Origin of the sequence: Pedobacter heparinus DSM 2366, from assembly GCF_000023825.1 — a bacterium.
Taxonomy (GTDB): Bacteria; Bacteroidota; Bacteroidia; order Sphingobacteriales; family Sphingobacteriaceae; genus Pedobacter; species Pedobacter heparinus.
This window is the reverse complement of the sequence record NC_013061.1, coordinates 2,724,295-2,742,824: the sequence shown is the minus strand read 5'-3', so window position 1 is coordinate 2,742,824 and position 18,530 is coordinate 2,724,295. Positions and strand designations below refer to the sequence as shown.

The 18,530-nt window shown below is 40.4% G+C and carries 11 protein-coding genes; 9 read left to right on the top strand and 2 right to left on the bottom strand.

The features are described from left to right. Positions 1-3 precede the first annotated feature (3 nt). The gene (locus tag PHEP_RS11635; protein ID WP_015808163.1) at positions 4-903 is read left to right on the top strand and encodes an AraC family transcriptional regulator; all 900 of its coding nucleotides are present in this window, start codon (positions 4-6) and stop codon (positions 901-903) included. Positions 904-935: 32 nt separating this feature from the next. Here the strand turns inward: PHEP_RS11635 and PHEP_RS11630 are convergent, their stop codons facing one another. After that, positions 936-3,062, bottom strand: a complete 2,127-nt coding sequence (locus PHEP_RS11630; RefSeq protein ID WP_015808162.1) for a S9 family peptidase — start codon at positions 3,060-3,062, stop codon at positions 936-938. Positions 3,063-3,407: 345 nt separating this feature from the next. Between PHEP_RS11630 and PHEP_RS11625 the strand changes: the two genes are divergently transcribed. From PHEP_RS11625 to PHEP_RS11615, 3 genes are all read left to right on the top strand, one after another. After that, positions 3,408-6,560, top strand: a complete 3,153-nt coding sequence (locus tag PHEP_RS11625; RefSeq protein ID WP_015808161.1) for a SusC/RagA family TonB-linked outer membrane protein — start codon at positions 3,408-3,410, stop codon at positions 6,558-6,560. Between the two features lie 11 nt (positions 6,561-6,571). Then, the gene (locus tag PHEP_RS11620; protein WP_015808160.1) at positions 6,572-8,008 is read left to right on the top strand and encodes a SusD/RagB family nutrient-binding outer membrane lipoprotein; all 1,437 of its coding nucleotides are present in this window, start codon (positions 6,572-6,574) and stop codon (positions 8,006-8,008) included. A gap of 102 nt (positions 8,009-8,110) precedes the next feature. Next, entirely contained in the window at positions 8,111-10,522 is a 2,412-nt protein-coding gene (locus PHEP_RS11615) for a serine hydrolase (RefSeq protein ID WP_015808159.1), read from the top strand. 14 nt (positions 10,523-10,536) lie between these two features. On the opposite strand, the gene PHEP_RS11610 is transcribed toward PHEP_RS11615, so the two are convergent. Then, entirely contained in the window at positions 10,537-11,166 is a 630-nt protein-coding gene (locus PHEP_RS11610; RefSeq protein WP_015808158.1) for a M23 family metallopeptidase, read from the bottom strand. A 220-nt stretch (positions 11,167-11,386) separates the two neighbouring features. Between PHEP_RS11610 and PHEP_RS11605 the strand changes: the two genes are divergently transcribed. The 5 genes from PHEP_RS11605 to PHEP_RS11585 all read left to right on the top strand — a co-directional run bounded on the left by PHEP_RS11605 (position 11,387) and on the right by PHEP_RS11585 (position 18,363). Next, entirely contained in the window at positions 11,387-12,880 is a 1,494-nt protein-coding gene (locus PHEP_RS11605; protein WP_015808157.1) for a malate:quinone oxidoreductase, read from the top strand. Positions 12,881-13,067: 187 nt separating this feature from the next. Beyond that, positions 13,068-15,506 (top strand): AsmA family protein, encoded by a 2,439-nt coding sequence (locus tag PHEP_RS11600; RefSeq protein ID WP_015808156.1) that lies wholly within the window; start codon positions 13,068-13,070, stop codon positions 15,504-15,506. A gap of 49 nt (positions 15,507-15,555) precedes the next feature. Continuing rightward, positions 15,556-15,966: an OsmC family protein gene (locus PHEP_RS11595; protein WP_015808155.1), complete on the top strand. Its 411-nt coding sequence runs from the start codon at positions 15,556-15,558 to the stop codon at positions 15,964-15,966. A 106-nt stretch (positions 15,967-16,072) separates the two neighbouring features. Next, positions 16,073-17,107 carry a glutamate 5-kinase gene (proB, locus tag PHEP_RS11590; protein ID WP_015808154.1) on the top strand — a complete coding sequence of 345 codons (1,035 nt, stop codon included), beginning with the start codon at positions 16,073-16,075 and terminating at the stop codon, positions 17,105-17,107. Between the two features lie 8 nt (positions 17,108-17,115). Beyond that, entirely contained in the window at positions 17,116-18,363 is a 1,248-nt protein-coding gene (locus PHEP_RS11585; protein ID WP_015808153.1) for a glutamate-5-semialdehyde dehydrogenase, read from the top strand. The last annotated feature ends 167 nt before the right edge of the window (positions 18,364-18,530 follow it).

The window sequence follows — 18,530 nt, the reverse complement described above, 5'->3', positions numbered from 1 at the left end:
ACCATGCCAAGAAGAATAAAGACCATCAGTGAGTTTCATAAATTGAGAGGGCTTCCACAACCGGAGCATCCCCTGATTAGTGTGATTGATTACGGTTCGGTTGCTCATGTATCTGAACAAACGGAAAGTTTTGTGTTTGACTTCTATTCTATTTCTTTGAAACGGGGGGTGGGAAAAATGCGATACGGACAGCAAGAATACGACTTTGATGGAGGTGTGATGTATTTTATGGCCCCCGGACAGGTGCTGACTGTAGAACCCGGACAAAACTCAAAAGAGCAACGCTCTGGCTGGATATTGAAAGTACATCCCGACCTTTTATGGAATACGCCCCTGGCAAAAATTATCAGTCAATACGAGTTTTTTGATTATTCGGTACACGAGGCTTTGTTTCTGTCAGATAAGGAAGAAGAGATTCTCAATGGCATCGTTACCAATATCAGACAGGAATACGGAAACAATATTGACAAGTTCAGTCATAATATTATTGTTTCGCAGATTGAAACTTTGCTCAATTATGCTGAACGGTTTTATCAGCGGCAATTTATCACCCGAAAAAAATCAGGTCATCAGCTACTCGAAAAAATGGAAGCAGTATTGGATAGCTATTTCAATGATGTTGATGCGCCAAAAGGATTACCTTCTGTACAATACGTTTCTGACCGGCTGCATGTTTCCAAAGGTTACCTGGCTTCCTTACTCAAATCGCTTACGGGGTTGAACACCCAGCAGCATATCCACGAAAAGCTGATAGAGAAAGCAAAGACAAAACTCTCGACAACCGATCTTTCAGTATCACAAATAGCTTATGAACTGGGCTTTGAACACCCGCAAAGTTTTAGCAAGCTATTTAAGAATAAAACCAATTTATCACCTTTGGAATTTAAGAATTCTTTTAACTGACTAAAGTTTTTGACTACTGAGGATATACCAAATCATGGCATTAGCTTTCTACTAAAGAAATCGGCAACTGCCTGGTTAACTTTCATTACATTTTCATATTTCATCCAGTGATGGGTGTCGTCAACAATAACAAGCGAGCTGACCTCAATGCCTTTTTCCAGAAGCCTTTTGTTCAGGTCGGTACTCTGGCTGAAATGCACGTTGCGGTCGTCATCGCCATGGATGAGCATCACCGGAGATGTCCAGCCGCCGATATGGGCAACGGGGGATGATTCCCATATGGTTTTTAAGGCCAGTTCGGCATCTGGTGCTTTTTCGAAACGTTCGGGCATGCGGCGGTCATTGTCGAGGGTAAGATCGCCCATACTGTGTATACTTACACCGGCTGCAAAAAGTTTTGAATCTTTAGCCAGCGCCATATTGGTCAGATAGCCACCATAGGAGCCACCGTAAACTCCGATCCTGCTGGCATCAATGTTTTGCTGCTTGCTGAGCCAGAGGCCTGCTGATTTAATGTCCTGATATTCTGCGGCGCCTTTGGTACCACAATTGGGGGCATTCTGGAATTCATATCCATAACCGATACCCATGCGGTAATTCACGGAAAGTACGGTAAAGCCTAAACTGGCCAGGTACTGGTTCATGGCATAGGCATTGGTATAGTACTCGGAATAGTTCCAGCCCAGTAACATCTGCCTGGAAGGTCCGCCGTGGATGTAAATGATGGCCGGTTTTTTTTGTGCTTTTCCTTTTCCTTCAAAGAGCTGCGCATGGATCAGCAAACCATCCGGAGCATGAAAAAATACTTGTTTTGGTGCGGTCAATAGTGATGTTGGAAAGCTAGCGGGTATATTTTCTTTAGCTATCAGTTTAATTTCTTTATTGAACTGTTTTAATTTATCCAATTGAATAACTGCCGGCAATGGTGGTTGTTGCCCGATAGAGGTAATGAAGGTGATATATTTTGAGTCTCCGGTAATTGCAGGCGTCCATTCCAGGTTCGTACCTTCACTTATCACTTCCATTGCTGCTTTGTTTACAGGCACACGAGCGATATGACGCCGGTCTATATCTTTGGAATCTTTGCCCGTATTGGCACTAAAGTAAAGCCATTTCTTATCTGGGCTCAAAACGATATGTTCGGCCATGAATTCCCCTGGGGTAAGTAATAAAGCGGGCCCGCCAGCGGCTGGAATACTGTAGAGATGAGACCAGCCGTCCTGGGCAGAGACGAACAGGATCCGGTTGCCGGTACCCCAGTTTAAATTGGTCCCGCCCTGGGTGGTAGGCGGCGATCCTGCAAGGGTCTGTGGGGCTTTCCATACCTGTCTGGCTTCCATGGTTTTCAGGTCAGTATTCCAGATGGCCCATGGTTGATGTTTTCTGCTTAAAATAGAATCTGTTGCTCCGCCACGTCCTGGTGTACGGACAAATGCCAGTTGGTCTCCGTCTGGTGACCATCGGGGCGACCTGTCGCGGTTAAAGGAGGGAGAAAGCCATTTTATCGCCGTGTTCTTGTCGGTATAAATACCGATAAAGGAGTGGTCGCTCCTGTTGGACACAAATGCAATGGCATTGCCTTTTGGTGACCATTGCATTTCTCCTGTAATGCCATTTGCCTGGAACAGTTGTTTTGCTAAGGGCTCAGCAGCCAGGCTGGCTATCCATGCCTGTCCTTTCCTGGTAAAAAGCACCTGGTCGCTTTTAGGTGATAGGATCGGGTTTTCTCCTTCTCCGATTACGATATGTTGTTTGCCATCAAAGCTCAGTGCGTGTATCTGTACTTTTGGAGGTTCGGGGCTGGCATTTACATTTACTGGTGCCTCATCGTTCCAGTTGGAGCCATGATCGCCCCCCCTTAAAAACACAACCCAGTTTCCATCGGCAGAAATAGAGAGGCTACTGATTTCCTGACCATCATCTTCATTGTAATCTGTAAGTTTTCTTGCTTTAAAATCGGGTGCTTCTGCGACATATACATTTCGTTTCCCTTGCTCGTCAAATGCCCATGCTATTTTGTTGCCAGTGGCGGCAGCAGTAAGACTTGTAGGAAAAGGATAGCTTTTTACATCACGAAGACTAAGGGTTTGTGCGTGAATGAGGCAGGCATTGCAAAGCCCTATTATGGAAAGCAAGGTAAATAAAGATAATTTTTTCATAATTAACTTACAAGGGTGAAAAATGCATTAAAAACGTGTTTTTTTCTTCAAAAATCAGTTCAATCTATTAAAATTAATTACAGAAGAAAAAAAATAATACAATTTTTTATTATTTATTGGTAAATCTTTTAATATATAATTATATTGTATTCGAGAATTAACTGCATATAAACCTGCAAAAACCGGCATTAAGCAGCTCTCAGGTTTGTTCTGCTATTTTTTAACGCTAAACCCGACAATAAGAACCAGAGACCACAATAACTTCTTACCCCATTTGATTCAATAACCAATAATCGAGCAAAGATTTTTATATAAACGATCAATAAACTACTAAACTAAATCATTATGAAAAGAAAGTTTACATTGAGTATTTTATTACTTCTTTTTTTATGGGTCGCATCTGTTACGGCACAAACAAAAGATGTAAGCGGACGGGTTACCGCCTCTGACGACGGCAGCCCTTTACCTGGAGTAAGCATTAAAGTTAAAGGAACCTCAACTGGCGCAACAACGAATGCACTGGGAAATTTCAAAATCCAGGTATCTGGTAATAACCAGATATTGGTGGTTAGTTATGTTGGATATCTTACCAAAGAAATACCCGTTGGCAATCAGTCTATTATTAATGTTGTACTTGCCGTGGATAGCAAAGAACTGACAGAAGTAGTGGTTACTGCGCTGGGTATTAAACGTGACCAGAGGTCGCTGGGGTACACTGCACAATCGGTAAGCGGATCGGAACTGACTGCAAATAAACAAACAAATGTGGTAAATGCGCTGCAAGGCAAAGTTGCCGGTGTAACAATCGGTAGTACCGGCGGTGCACCAGGTCAGGGTTCCAGAATCCAGATAAGGGGGGTAAACTCAATTGACCCGGCCAGAGATAACCAGCCTTTATTTGTAATTGATGGTATTTTAATGGATAACAGCACGTCAACTCAGGGGGATGCCTATGGTGCGAGTAACCGGGCGGTGGACCTGAACCCCGATGATATTGAATCTATGAACATCCTTCGTGGCGGTGCTGCAACTGCATTATACGGATTGAGGGGAGCGAATGGAGTTGTTGTAATTACTACCAAATCCGGAAAAGCGGGTACAATTAAAATTGACTACCAGGGCACTTACGGATTTGAAAATGTAAATACCATGCCTGAGATACAGGACAAGTTTAGCCAAGGCTTTTTAGGAGTATACAATAAGGATGATTTCTGGCCTTCTTTTGGGCCGACTGTGGAAGAAGCTAAGAAACTTGATCCTACACATCCCGATAAGCTGTACAACCATTTTAAAGATGCTTTTACCACCGGTAGCCAGTACAGAAATGGGATAAGCATTTCTGGTGGTTCTGAAAAAATTACTTTTTTAACCTCTCTTTCTCAGAGCCAGCAAAAGGGGGTTTTGCCTTCAACAGATTTTAAAACCCTGCAAGGGCGCTTGAATACTACTTTTAAGCCGAGTGAAAAGCTTAGTGCAGGTGCTTCTATTGCTGTAAGCAATACAGGTGGCAATAAATATAATGCAGGAAGATATGTAGAGCAATTGGTTTACTGGTCGCCGCGTCATGATGTGAATGATTATTTGGAAGACAATGGTACGATGCGGTCGTATGGGGAGACAACCAATCCAAGGTATGCTGCAGAAAGTAAACGTTTTGGTGATGATGTACTGCGCTTGATCGGTAGCGCAAATTTATCATATCAGCCCTTAAAATGGCTGAACTTAAGTTATCGTGCAGGGGTTGATACTTATCGTGATAACAGGAAAACAACCGCACCAGGATTTCAGGGCTTAGTTGGTGAACGTCTGGTTGACGACAATGGTTCTGACGCTGCTCCCGGTTATGGTCTAATCAGCAATTATACCAATCAGTTTCGCAGCATCAACAGTACCTTTATTGCAAGCGCCGAGGGAAAATTATCCAGCGATTTAACCGGTACTTTGCGACTAGGCCACGACTTATATGACAGGCACATTTACAGGACCGCGATAGAGGGATCTGATCTAACGGTGTATAACTTCTTTAGCTTAAGTAATGCAAAGGTTCTGACTGCCGGTACTTATGATGAAAAATACCGGTTAATGGGTGTATTTGGTGAGCTATCGTTAAATTATAAAGATTATTTGTATTTAACTTTAACAGGCAGAAATGACAAATCATCATCACTGGCCAGTCCAAATAACACTTTCTTTTATCCATCGGCTAGTTTAAGTTATATTTTTTCTGACCATATCAAACTTCCGGCGGCAATCAGTAACGCCAAATTTAAATTTTCTTATGCCAGAATTGGTAAAGATGCCGCACCATATGCAACCAGCCTTGGATATGCCAATTATACGGGCCTTCCTACAGGCTATACCGGGTTTACCAGACCTGCACAACTCGGTGATCCAACGCTGAAACCGGAGTTTACTGATACTTACGAAGGCGGTTTGAGCATGCGGCTTTTCAGTAACAGAATTGGATTTGACGTAAATTATTACCATTCTTTAAGTACAGACCAGATTATCAGTGTGCCGGTATCTACAACTACTGGTTATGCAACTGCTGCCATTAATGCGGGAAGTATGCGTAACAAAGGTATAGAGGTAAGTGTTTCCGGCACTCCGGTTAAAACGACTGACTTTTCATGGGAAACTACGTTGAATTTCTCGGCGAACCGTAACAAAGTAGTTTCTTTAAGATCTGATCTTAAAGAGATTGTTGCTGCTGATGAGCATGGTTACTTGAACGCACGTGTAACGATGAAATTGATACCTGGTGAGGCTTACGGAACTTTATATGGTACCGAATATAAACGTTATTTCTCTCCGGAAGAAATTGCAGCAGGTTTAGATAAATCATCTGAAGCCAGTGATCCTTCCAGGCCGTTGTTAATTGGCGCAGATGGATTCCCCATCATTGGCGTTTCCTCGGACCAGAAAAAACTGGGAAATGTGCAGCCCCGTTGGATAGGCGGTTGGAACAATACTTTCCATTATAAAAACCTTTCTTTAAATGTGTTGTTTGATGCCAGGGTAGGCCAAGACCGCTATAATCAACTTGGGAATTATTTTTCTGCTTTTGGAATAGCGAAGTATACAGAGAACAGAACTGAACATAAGCTTTTTGAAGGTTTGCTGGCCAATGGTACCCCAAATACCAAAGAGGTATGGCTTGGTCAAGGAATTGATCCAGCTACAGGCATTAACTATGGAAATGGTTACTATAGAAATGTACATAGAGGTGTTTCTGAAACCTTTATCGAAGATGCTTCATGGGTAAGGCTGCGCTCTATGTCATTGGCGTATACACTTCCTAAAACATGGATAAAGAACAGCTTTGTTAAAAATGTAAATGTATCGGTTACAGGTAACAACTTATTTCTGTGGACTGGATATGATGGCTTTGATCCGGAAAGTACCACCACCAATAGTGGATCAAATGTCGAAGGTTTTGCCGGTATGACTTATCCTGCGGTGCGCAGCTTCCTGTTCTCATTAAATGTTGGTTTTTAAGTATAACGACTATGAAAAGAAATAATATATTTTCGATCTTTATCCTGCTTGTGAGCATTGCAGCTATCAATACAGGATGTAAAAAGTATTTTGATCAGAACGAAAACCCTAATCTGGTGCAAAACCCTCCGATCAATGCCATGCTTTCTACAGCAACGCAAAAGGCCGCTTTAAATACACAGCGCTTTGCCAGCTTTAACAATTATTATGCGCAGTACCTGGCCAGCCCCTCAGCAAATGGTGCAACTGATACCTATCAGATCACAGATAATACCACACAATGGAACAATGCTTATTATGCGATGGCCGATCTGGCTGATATGATTGGTAAGGCCCAGGCTGCCGGTGCTACAGAGCACTTAGGTGTGGCGCAGTTACTGATGGCTTACACGCTGGGCCTGGTTGCCGATACCTGGGGCAGCGCTCCGTATACTGATGCTTTTGCTACAAGCGGTTCGCTTACCCCTAAATACGATTCGGAAGAAGCTTTGTACCAAACCTCTCTTAACCTGATCAATGAAAGTATAAACAACCTGAAATTGACTACTGCTACGATAAAACTAGATGCTACTTCAGATCTGATCCATGCGGGTGTAAGGGCAGACTGGTTAAGAACTGCCTACGGAATACAAGCCAGATTTTTGAACAAAATATCGAAAAAATCAACTTATAATGCTGCAGCGGTATTGACGGCAGTTGACAATTCCTATCTTCCGGCTACGAAGGAAGCGTCTATGGCAGTATTCAGTGGAGTTAACCCATGGGCACAGGTAGCGATAAATAATGCGGGTAATTTATTGGATGGCTGGTTGTCTGAGAACTTTGTTAACCATATGAACGGGACAACTTACGGTTTATTTGATCCTCGTCTGGCAAAAATCACAGATAAAACTGTAGATGGAATATACATTGGTACGCGTAATGGTGAAGGTAACAGACCAAATACAGGAGCTAATACCTTGCGTAATGAAAATTACGTGAGTTTGAGCAGCCCGCTGACTAACAGAACTTCACCGTTGTATATTTTCACTTATGCGGAACTTAAATTTATAGAAGCTGAAGCGGCTTTCCGCTTAGGGGCAAGCGGCAGAACCAGAGCCTATCAGGCTTACCTTGCCGGTATCCGCTCCAATATGGACAGACTACAGGTGCTTCTGGCAGACAGGGAGGCTTATGTGAACAGTACAACTGTTAGTGTAGGCGAAGCAAACTTAACATTAGCATTAATTTTCAAAGAGAAATACGCTGCATCTTATTTAAGTCCTGAATCCTGGAATGACATGAGGAGGTTTGATTACCAGTATAAGAATTTCAGGCTTCCACTGGGAGCAGTTTTACCTACTTTTATCAGAAGAGTGGCATATCCTGCTTCAGAGCGCTCAAAGAACGGTTCTAATGTACCAGCAGAAGTACCTTTGAGTACGCCGCTTTGGTGGGACAAACCATAGCTTTCCTATTGGGAGTTTAAACACCGGTTTTTGTATGCTTAATGCAACAAAAACCGGTGTTTAGCATTTATTTTCAACTGCAATAAATTTACAACCTGATTTATGTTAAGAATTTTAAAATTTGGTATATACGTGTGCGTAATTCATCTGGGTATTTTGACCTGTGCTGTTGCCCAACAACCGGCCTTACCACCCGATCTTGACGATTATGTAACCAAAGTACTACAGGCTTTTCAGGTGCCCGGCATAGGGTTGGGTATTGTAAAAGATGGTAAAATTGTACTCGCTAAGGGCTATGGGATTAAAAAACTGGGTGATCCTGCCCCGGTTGATGAAAATACCTTATTCAGCATTGCTTCAAATAGTAAAGCCTTTACAGCAACCGCTATAGCCATGTTGGTTGAAGAGGGAAAACTAAAATGGGAAGATAAGGTGATTGAACATTTACCATGGTTCAGGATGTCGGACGATTATGTAAGCACACATTTAACCGTACGGGATCTGTTTGTACACCACAGCGGCTTAAATGCATATGCAAATGATATATTGCTGTTTCCACCTTCTACATTTACCAGACGGGAACTGCTGGAAAAACTAAAGGATGTAAAACTTAAATACGATTTCCGTACGGTTTATGCTTATGATAACATTTTATACCTGGCTGCCGGAGAAATAATAGCTGCTAAAACAGGAATGAGCTGGGAAGATTTTGTAAAAAACAGGATATTCAATAAAGTTGGAATGAACAGAAGCGTAAGCAAGTATTCCAGTTTGAAAAACCAGACGAATGTAGCTTATGCACATGCCGTTAGAGATGGGAAATTACAAATGCTGGATTCATTTTTTGATATGAATATAGGTGATGCCAGTAATCCTGCCGGTGGCGTGGTTTCTTCTGCAAAAGATATGTCTAAATGGTTGATCACGCAATTGGATTCTGGTCGCACACCTGACCAGGGCCTGCTTTTTAAACCCGCCGCTACGCAGGAACTCTGGAAAATTATCCGGCCAATGCCGGTAGGACAGGAGCCGGAATGGCTTAAACCCGCACAAAGGCATTTTTCTGGTTATGCATTGGGCTTCCGTACCTATGATTACCGGCAATACCAGGTAATAGGACATGGTGGCTTATTAACGGGTTTTGTATCGCAGATTGCGATGGTTCCGGATCTTAGGCTGGGTGTAGTGGTACTTACCAATCAGCTTTCTACAGGAGCGTATATGGCCATTATCAATTATATTCTTGATTATAATATGAAAGCTGCACGGTTCGACTGGCTTGCGGGTTATAAAAAGGAATGGGACAAATCTCTGGTTAGAAGAGATTCAGTGCAGCAAAGCAGGAAAAGGATCGTGCCCAATGCAGATCTTCATCTTAGCTTGCCGCTGGAGAAATATGCAGGTATGTATAAAGATGGTTTAATGGGAAGCATTGTGATCAGTAAGGGAGAAAAAGGATTGAGCATGCGATTTGTTAAATCTCCATTGTACGAAGGAGAGCTTAGCCATTTCCATGGCGATATGTTTAAGGTGAATTATAAAAATAAAAATATGGGTGAAGGCCCTTTTCTTTCCTTTTCATTAAATCCGGATCTTAGCATCCGTGAGGCCAGGTTTATCAGTTCTTTTTCCAATGCCGACAGCGATTTGGAAGATATTGTATTGACTCCTGATAAGAAAGCAATTATGGACACTACAGAACTGAGCAGACGTATTAAAGCCGAAACAAACAAGTATAAAAATGCTGATTTTGCGGTAGCGTATAAGGATTTAGGTACCGGTGAGACTTTTTTGATGAATGCAAAAACTAATTTTCATGCGGCCAGTACAATGAAGACACCGGTGATGGCAGAGGTGTTTAAACAGGCAGCTAAAGGCAAATTTGCTATAAGTGATTCAGTTGTGGTTTACAACCAGTTCAAAAGTATTGCAGGCGGAGGCTTGTATAAGCTTGACCCGGCAAATGACAGCGAACTGGAGCTTTATCATAAGATCGGTAAAAAGATGAGTATAGAAAATCTGTTGTTATTGATGATTACCAGGAGCAGTAACCTGGCTACCAATATCCTGATTGATAAAGTAGGTGCGAAAAATGTAAATAAAACCATGCGCAGTATTGGTGCTCATGATATACAGGTACTAAGGGGCGTGGAAGATGGGAAGGCCTTTGAAAAGGGAATGAACAACACGGTAACTGCTTACGACCTGATGTTATTGTTTGAAAAGATTGCCAAGGGGGATATGGTTAATAAAAAAGCCAGTGAAGCTATGGTTGATATTTTGATGCAACAAACTTTTAGAGGGATAATTCCGGCCAGGTTACCCAAAGAAGTTAAGGTAGCCAATAAAACCGGCTCTATTACGAAGGTGCTAAACGATTCGGGTATTGTATATCTTCCTGATGGCAGAGAATATGTATTGGTATTGCTGTCTAGAGGAATGGAAGAAGAGGCGGCAAAAAAAACACTGTCTTCCATTTCTGAGTACATTTATAATTATGAAACCAGTAAGTAAAATAAAATGAATTCTTACAGTTTTTCTTTCATAAACATCAGCGGATTATAGAACCTGAGGTTCAATTGTATTTTATTCATTGTAAGCCAGCTTGCACACCCGTAATCGTCAAAACTTTTACGGATTTCCAGGTGCAGGTGATGATAATCTCCACCATATTTTTTCGATTCGGCAGGTGTAAATAAACGCGCTATTTGTGTAAGCTGATCTACCTGTTGCCCGTTTTGTACATAAACCTCTTTTAAATGTTTGTAAGAAGTAAATATGATTTGTCCATTGCTTAATTTATGCTTAACAACTACAGTCCGCTGGTTTTCACCAAGATGCACAGAACATATAATTCCTTTGGCCATTGGAAATACACCGATATATTTACTTTTTGGTTTTGAAGGATTGATATCTATTGCTGTATGAATATGTCCTTTTAAATAACTGTCCCTATGGTCTCCAAAAATACTGATTACCTTCATTTGCTTGATGTCTTTACGGTTAGCTACGTCAAACGGCAATAGCCAGCTATCCGCTATTGCATTAGGGGCTGCATCTGTATAATATGGTTTCCACCTTTCTTTGTCCTGTTCAATTGTAACAGGAGCAATTGGCTTAAAGTATAAAAACAAAAGACTGAAAAGTATCAATTTCATAATTTCAATTAATTGAGGAAATGTTAGGTAATGACAAGCTAAGTAAATTTAAAGAAAAACAAAAAAACATATTAAAAATCATTTTTATGTAATAAAAACAATTTAATCAGTTGCTTATTTCAAAAAGAAACGATTATATCAATAAAAAACATGGATTATATTTTGAGATTACGTGCAAAATTTAATTTTGTGTTGTACTTTTGCGGAAAATTTCAAATAAATGACCCGAAAAAACAGTAATTCTGATAAAAATGTTGATGTTGTATTAATTGGAGCAGGTATTATGAGTGCTACTTTGGGTATGTTGCTCAAAGAACTGCAGCCAGATATTACCATCGATATTTTTGAAAGATTAGATGTTGCAGCGGCTGAAAGTTCTGATGCATGGAACAATGCAGGAACTGGCCACTCTGCTTTTTGTGAATTAAATTATACGCCTCAATTAACCGATGGTTCTGTTGACACTAAAAAAGCCATCTCAATTGCTGAGTCTTTTGAAGTATCGAAACAGTTTTGGTCTTTTCTTGTAAAAAGTAAACTGGTTGATGCACCCGAAACCTTTATTAAGGCAATTCCGCACATGAGCTTTGTTTGGGGGGATGAAAATGTGGATTTCCTGAAAAAAAGATATGCAAAATTACAGGAAAGTGATTTGTTTAAAGGAATGGTTTATTCGGAAGATGCTGCACAGCTTGCTGACTGGATGCCCTTAGTGATGAAGGACCGTAAGCCAACAGATAAGGTTGCCGCTACCAGGATGGAAATTGGTACCGATGTAAATTTTGGCGCCTTAACCCGTATGATGTTTAATAAATTGCAGACCAAACCCGATGTAAAGCTTTATTTTCACCATGATGTAAAGAAACTTAAGCAAAAGAATGGTTTATGGGAAGTAAAGGTTAAGGATGAGAATACCGGGCAAAAAAGAGTGGTTAAAGCCAAATTTGTGTTTATAGGTGCCGGTGGAGGCTCATTGCCACTGCTCGAAAAAGCGGATATACCTGAAGGAAAAGGATTTGGTGGTTTTCCGGTAAGCGGACAATGGTTAAAATGTATAAATCCTGAAATTATAGAAAAGCACAATGCTAAGGTTTATGGAAAAGCATCTGTAGGTGCACCCCCAATGTCTGTACCACATTTGGATACCAGGATGATTGATGGTAAGAAAGCCTTATTGTTTGGCCCTTACGCTGGTTTTTCAACCCGCTTTCTAAAACATGGTTCTTTACTAGATTTACCGCTATCTATAAAAATCAATAACATCCGGCCAATGATATCGGCCGGTCTCGATAATTTGCCCCTTACCAAATACCTGATAGACCAGGTTCGTCAATCTCCTGAAGACAGGATGCTTGCCCTTCGTGAATATTTACCTACTGCAAAAATGGAAGATTGGGAATTGGAAACTGCCGGTCAGCGTGTACAGGTGATTAAAAAGGACGAAGAACATGGAGGGATTCTGGAGTTTGGTACGGAAGTAGTTACTGCAGCTGACGGCTCAATAGCAGCGCTTTTGGGCGCATCACCAGGTGCTTCTACTGCTGTTTCTATTATGATCACCTTAATGGAACGTTGTTTTACCGACCAAATCAATACACCGGAATGGCAGCAAAAGCTGAAACAAATGATACCTTCTTATGGAGAGGCACTGAACGGTAATCCGCAGTTAACAGAAAATATCAGAACACAGACCAGTCATGCGTTAGGCTTGTAACGAGCTGATCCAAGCTATAAAATAGGCAGTACCATTGTGGTGCTGCCTATTTTATTTCGGCTGTATTTATTTGTATATTTAAAGAGGTTGATAAGTTTGTATAGATTATTTGGTATAATAATTGAACAAAACTATAAGATTCAAATTGCAAGCAATTATTATTTAGCTAACCTTTTAATACAAGAAAATGCCCCGCTGGTCTAAAATAACACTGATCGTATTTGCTGCAATTATTGGATTAGTCCTGCTTATCTATGTGGCATTGGCTGTTTATGTAAATGCGAATAAAAAAAGTCTGCTGATTACCGTTACAGAGCGGCTTAACAAAAACCTGAACGGAAAAATGACCATTGAAAGTATGGATCCTACCTTCTTAAAAGGGTTTCCGGGGGTTTCACTCAGTTTGAGAAATGTAGTTTTGAGGGACAGCCTGTGGAATTTGCATCGGCACAATTTACTTGAAGCCAAGGATTTTGATATAGCAGTAAATATAATGGGACTTTTAAGAGGGGCCATTGATATAGAAAAAGTAGGAATCAACAATGCTACAATTTATTTATTTACAGACAGTAATGGTTATACCAATACAGCCGTATTTAAAAAGAATAAGCAACAGAAACAAACTAATGAAAGAGGATCCTCGCCAGCGGAAATCAGAAAAATTACCCTGAACAATGTAGATTTTGTAGTAAACAATCAAAAAGGGCACAAGCTTTTTCAGTTTGTGGTTGATGAGCTTAAGGCAAAAGTTGATTATAAACTGTTAGGTGGCTGGGAAGCAGATCTTAAATTGAAACTGCTGGCCAAAAGTTTGGCCTTTAATACACGACGCGGTAGCTTTATAAAGGATAAGTTGCTTGAAGGCCCTTTTAAGATTAATTATGATGATAATAGTGGAATAGTAACCGTTGCTCCCAATAAGCTAAACATTGGCACAGACCCCTTTATTATTGGTGCTAAATTTGATACTTCAAAGGAGAATACTGAGTTTACCATTAACATTGAGGCACCGGCTATCTTATGGCGTAATGCATCAGCTTTGCTGGCACCAAATATAACCTCGAAACTGAATATGTTTAACCTGGACAGGCCCATTTATGCCAAATGTTTGCTTAAAGGAAATATGGGCCCGGGTGGCGATCCGTTAATTTATGTAGAGGCAATTGTTAAGGACAATGTGCTGACCACACCGGGAGGGGTAGTAGATAAGTGTAATTTTAATGGAGTATTTACTAATAATTACGTAAAAGGGAATGATTTTACAGATGCAAATTCTGCCATCAAACTGTATAATTTTAAAGGAAACTATAAAGAAATTCCATTTTCAATTGACACTGCTTTTGTGGTCAATCTGGATAAGCCCATTGCAAGCGGGATTTTTAAATCACAATTTGACATTTCAAAACTAAACAATGTTGTTGGAGACGAAACTTTAAAGTTTGGCAAGGGGACTGCGAATGTTAACCTGGCTTATAGCGCTGATATTGTAAATTTCAAATTAACTAAACCATTGGTTTCCGGATCAATTGATATTAAAAATGCCGATGTAAGTTATGTACCCAGAAAGCTCAGGTTCAATAATACAGCTATTCTGCTTAATTTCACCAACAACGATCTTTTTATTAAAAATATCCGCCTGCAAAGTGGAAAAAGTATTGTCTTTATGGATGGGAGCATCCGCAACTTTTTGAACCTGTATTATACCGCACCGGAAAAGATACTTTTGAACTGGAAGGTACGTAGTCCTGAAATACATTTGGGTGAATTTATTGGTTTTTTAGGCAGCAGAAAACCTGCTCGCGTAGTAAAAAAAAGAAACGCCGGTAAGAGCACTTTTTCGGAAGACCTGAATGAGGTTTTCGAGAAAAGTAATGTTAATATGAATGTAAGCGTTGACAAGGTATATTACAATAAATTTTTAGCTACCAATGCCAATGCAGATCTGCTGCTTTCTGAATTGGGCATTGCCATTAAAAATGTAAGTGTAAGGCACGCTGGTGGCTTACTTAAATTAAATGGAAACATTAGTCAGAAAGGCTCAATTAACAGGTTTACAATAAATACTACACTAAGCAATGTAGACATCAGAAATTTTTTCTATTCCTTTGATAATTTTGGATTAAAAAGCCTTACATCCCAAAATTTAAGAGGTTTTCTGAACTCCAGGACCAATATTTCGGGTGGTATTACTGACCAGGGTAAACTGGTAGCCAACTCTATGAGTGGCAGTGTTATTTTCGACTTAAAGAAAGGTGCCCTGCTGAATTTTGATCCGGTTATTAGTGTAGGCAAATTTGCTTTTCCTTTCAGGGACCTTAATAACATAACGTTCACCAATCTGAATGGCAGATTTGACATTCGCGGACAACAGATTACCATTAATCCTATGCAGATTAATTCCAGCTTGTTAAATATGGATGTTGCCGGTATATATTCCTTTGGCAATGGTACCAATATAGCGGTAGATGTACCACTAAGAAACCCCAAAAAGGATGAAGATATTACAGATAAAGAAGAGAAAAAAGCCAGACGTATGAAAGGGATCGTTCTACATTTGCTGGCTACCGATGGAGAGAACGGCAAAATTAAAATTAAACTGAACAGAAATAGGGAACAAACAAAGTAAAAGGTATATTTGAGCATGTTAATTGCTTAATCAATATAATTAAAACAATATGAAACGTAATGCAACTGCCGTTTGGAATGGCACAATAAAAGAAGGTTCAGGCCACCTTACTACCGGAAGCAAAGTACTTGATCAAACCCAGTATTCTTTTAACAGCAGGTTTGCCGATGGCATTGGTACCAATCCTGAAGAACTTATGGCAGCAGCACATGCCGGATGTTTTACCATGAAGCTGAGTCTTGATTTAACTGAGGCTGGTTTTACCCCTGGATCACTGGAAACAACAGGTACAGTAACCCTTGATAACGGAACAATTACAAGTTCAAACCTGGTATTGAAAGCCAGTATCCCTGGAATAAGTGATGCACAGTTTCAGGAAATTGCTGCAGGAGCAAAAGCTACCTGTCCGGTAAGCAGAGCTTATAGTGTTGATATTACACTTGATGCAAGCTTAGTTTAGTCATATTTTCTACAAATTCCATCAATTATCCTCCTATTATTTCATTGATAGGAGGATTTTTGCCTATTTTCGGGTTTTCATAACAAATTCATAACCCGAACCACAAATGAACAAGCCTATACTCGTTTTGAAATTAGGTACTGCCTCCATCACCACGGCAAAGGGAGAGCTTGATGAACAGGTAGTTGCAGATGTAACCAGGCAAGTTGCAGAGATTGCAAAAGATTACCGGTTGATACTTGTTTCTTCGGGGGCCGTAGCTGCCGGTAAAAAATATATTAAAGATTATAAGGGTAAAATTGCAGAACGTAAAGCAGCTGCTTCTATTGGAAACCCCTTATTACTCAGCACTTACTCCAAACACTTTTTACCTTATCATATCTCTATTGCACAAAGTTTATGTGAAAGGCAGCATTTTTCTAACCGTAGACAGTTTTTACAGTTAAAAGAAACTTATGAGGAATTATGGAAAAATGGCGTAATTCCTATTGCCAATGAAAATGATGTGGTGAGTAGCCTGGAATTGAAATTTTCAGATAATGATGAGCTGGCCACTTTACTTGGCGTTGGTTTTGGGGCTTCTTTAATTTTACTTGGCACCTCTGTTCCTGGCGTTCTGGATAGGGGAGGCAAGGTAATTGATAAAATTAATAGCATTAACAATGATATATTCTCGCTGGCTGACAAGAATAAATCTGATCTTGGTCTGGGTGGGATGATCTCTAAACTAACCTTTGCCCATCTGGCAACAGTGATGGGAATCAAAGTAGTTATATTTGGTGTTCGTACAACTGATGGGATCATCAATGCTGTTCAGGAAAAAACAGGTACAGTTTGTATCCCTAAACAGGGTAACATATCGGCCAGAAACAAATGGCTGGCCAGTGGCAGCCTGGTTACCGGAAGATTAATGGTTGATGATGGTGCCTGTGAAGCAATAAGGAAACGTAAAAGTTTGCTTGCAGTAGGGGTGTTATCCGTTATTGAAAAATTCAGTGATGGCGAGATTTTTGAAATCACTGATGCTCAACAGAATATAGTTGCTGTGGCACGTGCTAAAACCTCGTCCGACACCCTCATTGAAAATTCGAAACAACGTAATCTGGAAATTGCAAATGCCAGTGATATTGTAATATTATAAAAGAAATAATGGAATCTATTCAACAACAATTAATCAATGCAAAAAAAGCTCAGGCTTCTATAGCTTCTTTAAGCGATCAAAGAAAGCAGGACCTGCTGACTAGTTTTGCTGCATCTATTTTGGCACACTCGGCCCAGATTATAGCAGAGAATTTAAAAGATCTGGAAAAGATGTCGGTATCGGATCCCAAAAGGGACCGTTTGTTGTTGAATGAAACCAGGATAGATGAGCTTGCCAGTAGTTTAAAAGATGTGGCAAACCTGGAAGATCCTACCAATAAGATCCTTTCTGAGCGCAGACTCGACAATGGACTGCATGTTCAGAAAAAGACAGTAGCCATTGGAATCGTTGGGGTGATCTATGAATCAAGACCCAATGTTACTGTTGATGTCGCAGCTTTATGTATCAGATCAGGGAATGTTTGTTTATTGCGTGGTGGCCAGGATGCCTATCATACCAATCTGATCATAGTTTCTTTAATACAGCAGATTTTGGAAGAGCAGGGGCTTGATAAAAATATTGTGCAACAATTACCTGCTGATAGAAAATACATTCTTGATATCCTTCAAGCCGAAAAATATATTGATGTAATTATTCCGCGTGGCTCAAATCAACTGATTGAATATGTCCGTAAAAATTCGCTTGTACCGGTTATAGAGACCGGTGCGGGTGTTTGCCATACCTATGTAGAGCAAACGGCTAAACTTAAAGAAGCAGCGGACATAGTTGTTAATGCTAAAGTTTCAAGACCTTCTGTATGTAATGCATTGGATACTATTGTGGTTGACAAACTGGTGGCTAAGGATTTTTTAATACTCGCTGCACCTTTATTATCCAGCTATGATGTAGAGATTTTTGCTGATGAGCATTCTTTTCCCGTGTTAAAGGAATTGAATTACCCTAAATTAAACCTGGCTGCTCCTGAAGATTTTGGCAGGGAATTTTTGGATTTTAAATGCTCTGTAAAGGTTGTTGAAGGTACAGATGAAGCTTTGCAGCATATTGCTGAATTTTCTTCCAAACATTCGGAGGCTATTTTAACAGAAGATCTTTCCAAGGCGGAAAGGTTCCTGAATGAAGTTGATGCGGCAGCTGTTTATCTTAATGCTTCGACAAGATTTACTGACGGACAGGTTTTTGGACTTGGTGCGGAGATAGGGATTTCCACTCAAAAACTGCATGCACGCGGTCCTTTTGCGCTTGAAAAACTCGTTACCGAAAAATGGGTAATCAGGGGCAGTGGACAAATCCGGTAATCTTCTTGTTATCAGCTGAATATACTGTGGGTTAATTCCCCTTATTGGGAAAAAAAAGCACCGGTAAATTTGATGTTACAACATGAAAACGTGTTGTTGCTGTTAAATCAGACTTTTGCATAATGGCCTGAATTTTGAAAATACTTGTATTGGATCCACCACAAATA

Bases quoted from the DNA above. Each gene is read 5' to 3' on its own strand.
- PHEP_RS11595 (WP_015808155.1), top strand. From the start codon at position 15,556: ATGAAACGTAATGCAACTGCCGTTTGGAATGGCACAATAAAAGAAGGT.
- PHEP_RS11635 (WP_015808163.1), top strand. From the start codon at position 4: ATGCCAAGAAGAATAAAGACCATCAGTGAGTTTCATAAATTGAGAGGG.
- PHEP_RS11600 (WP_015808156.1), top strand. From the start codon at position 13,068: ATGCCCCGCTGGTCTAAAATAACACTGATCGTATTTGCTGCAATTATT.
- PHEP_RS11610 (WP_015808158.1), bottom strand. From the start codon at position 11,166: ATGAAATTGATACTTTTCAGTCTTTTGTTTTTATACTTTAAGCCAATT.
- proB (WP_015808154.1), top strand. From the start codon at position 16,073: ATGAACAAGCCTATACTCGTTTTGAAATTAGGTACTGCCTCCATCACC.
- PHEP_RS11615 (WP_015808159.1), top strand. From the start codon at position 8,111: ATGTTAAGAATTTTAAAATTTGGTATATACGTGTGCGTAATTCATCTG.
- PHEP_RS11620 (WP_015808160.1), top strand. From the start codon at position 6,572: ATGAAAAGAAATAATATATTTTCGATCTTTATCCTGCTTGTGAGCATT.
- PHEP_RS11585 (WP_015808153.1), top strand. From the start codon at position 17,116: ATGGAATCTATTCAACAACAATTAATCAATGCAAAAAAAGCTCAGGCT.
- PHEP_RS11605 (WP_015808157.1), top strand. From the start codon at position 11,387: ATGACCCGAAAAAACAGTAATTCTGATAAAAATGTTGATGTTGTATTA.
- PHEP_RS11630 (WP_015808162.1), bottom strand. From the start codon at position 3,062: ATGAAAAAATTATCTTTATTTACCTTGCTTTCCATAATAGGGCTTTGC.
- PHEP_RS11625 (WP_015808161.1), top strand. From the start codon at position 3,408: ATGAAAAGAAAGTTTACATTGAGTATTTTATTACTTCTTTTTTTATGG.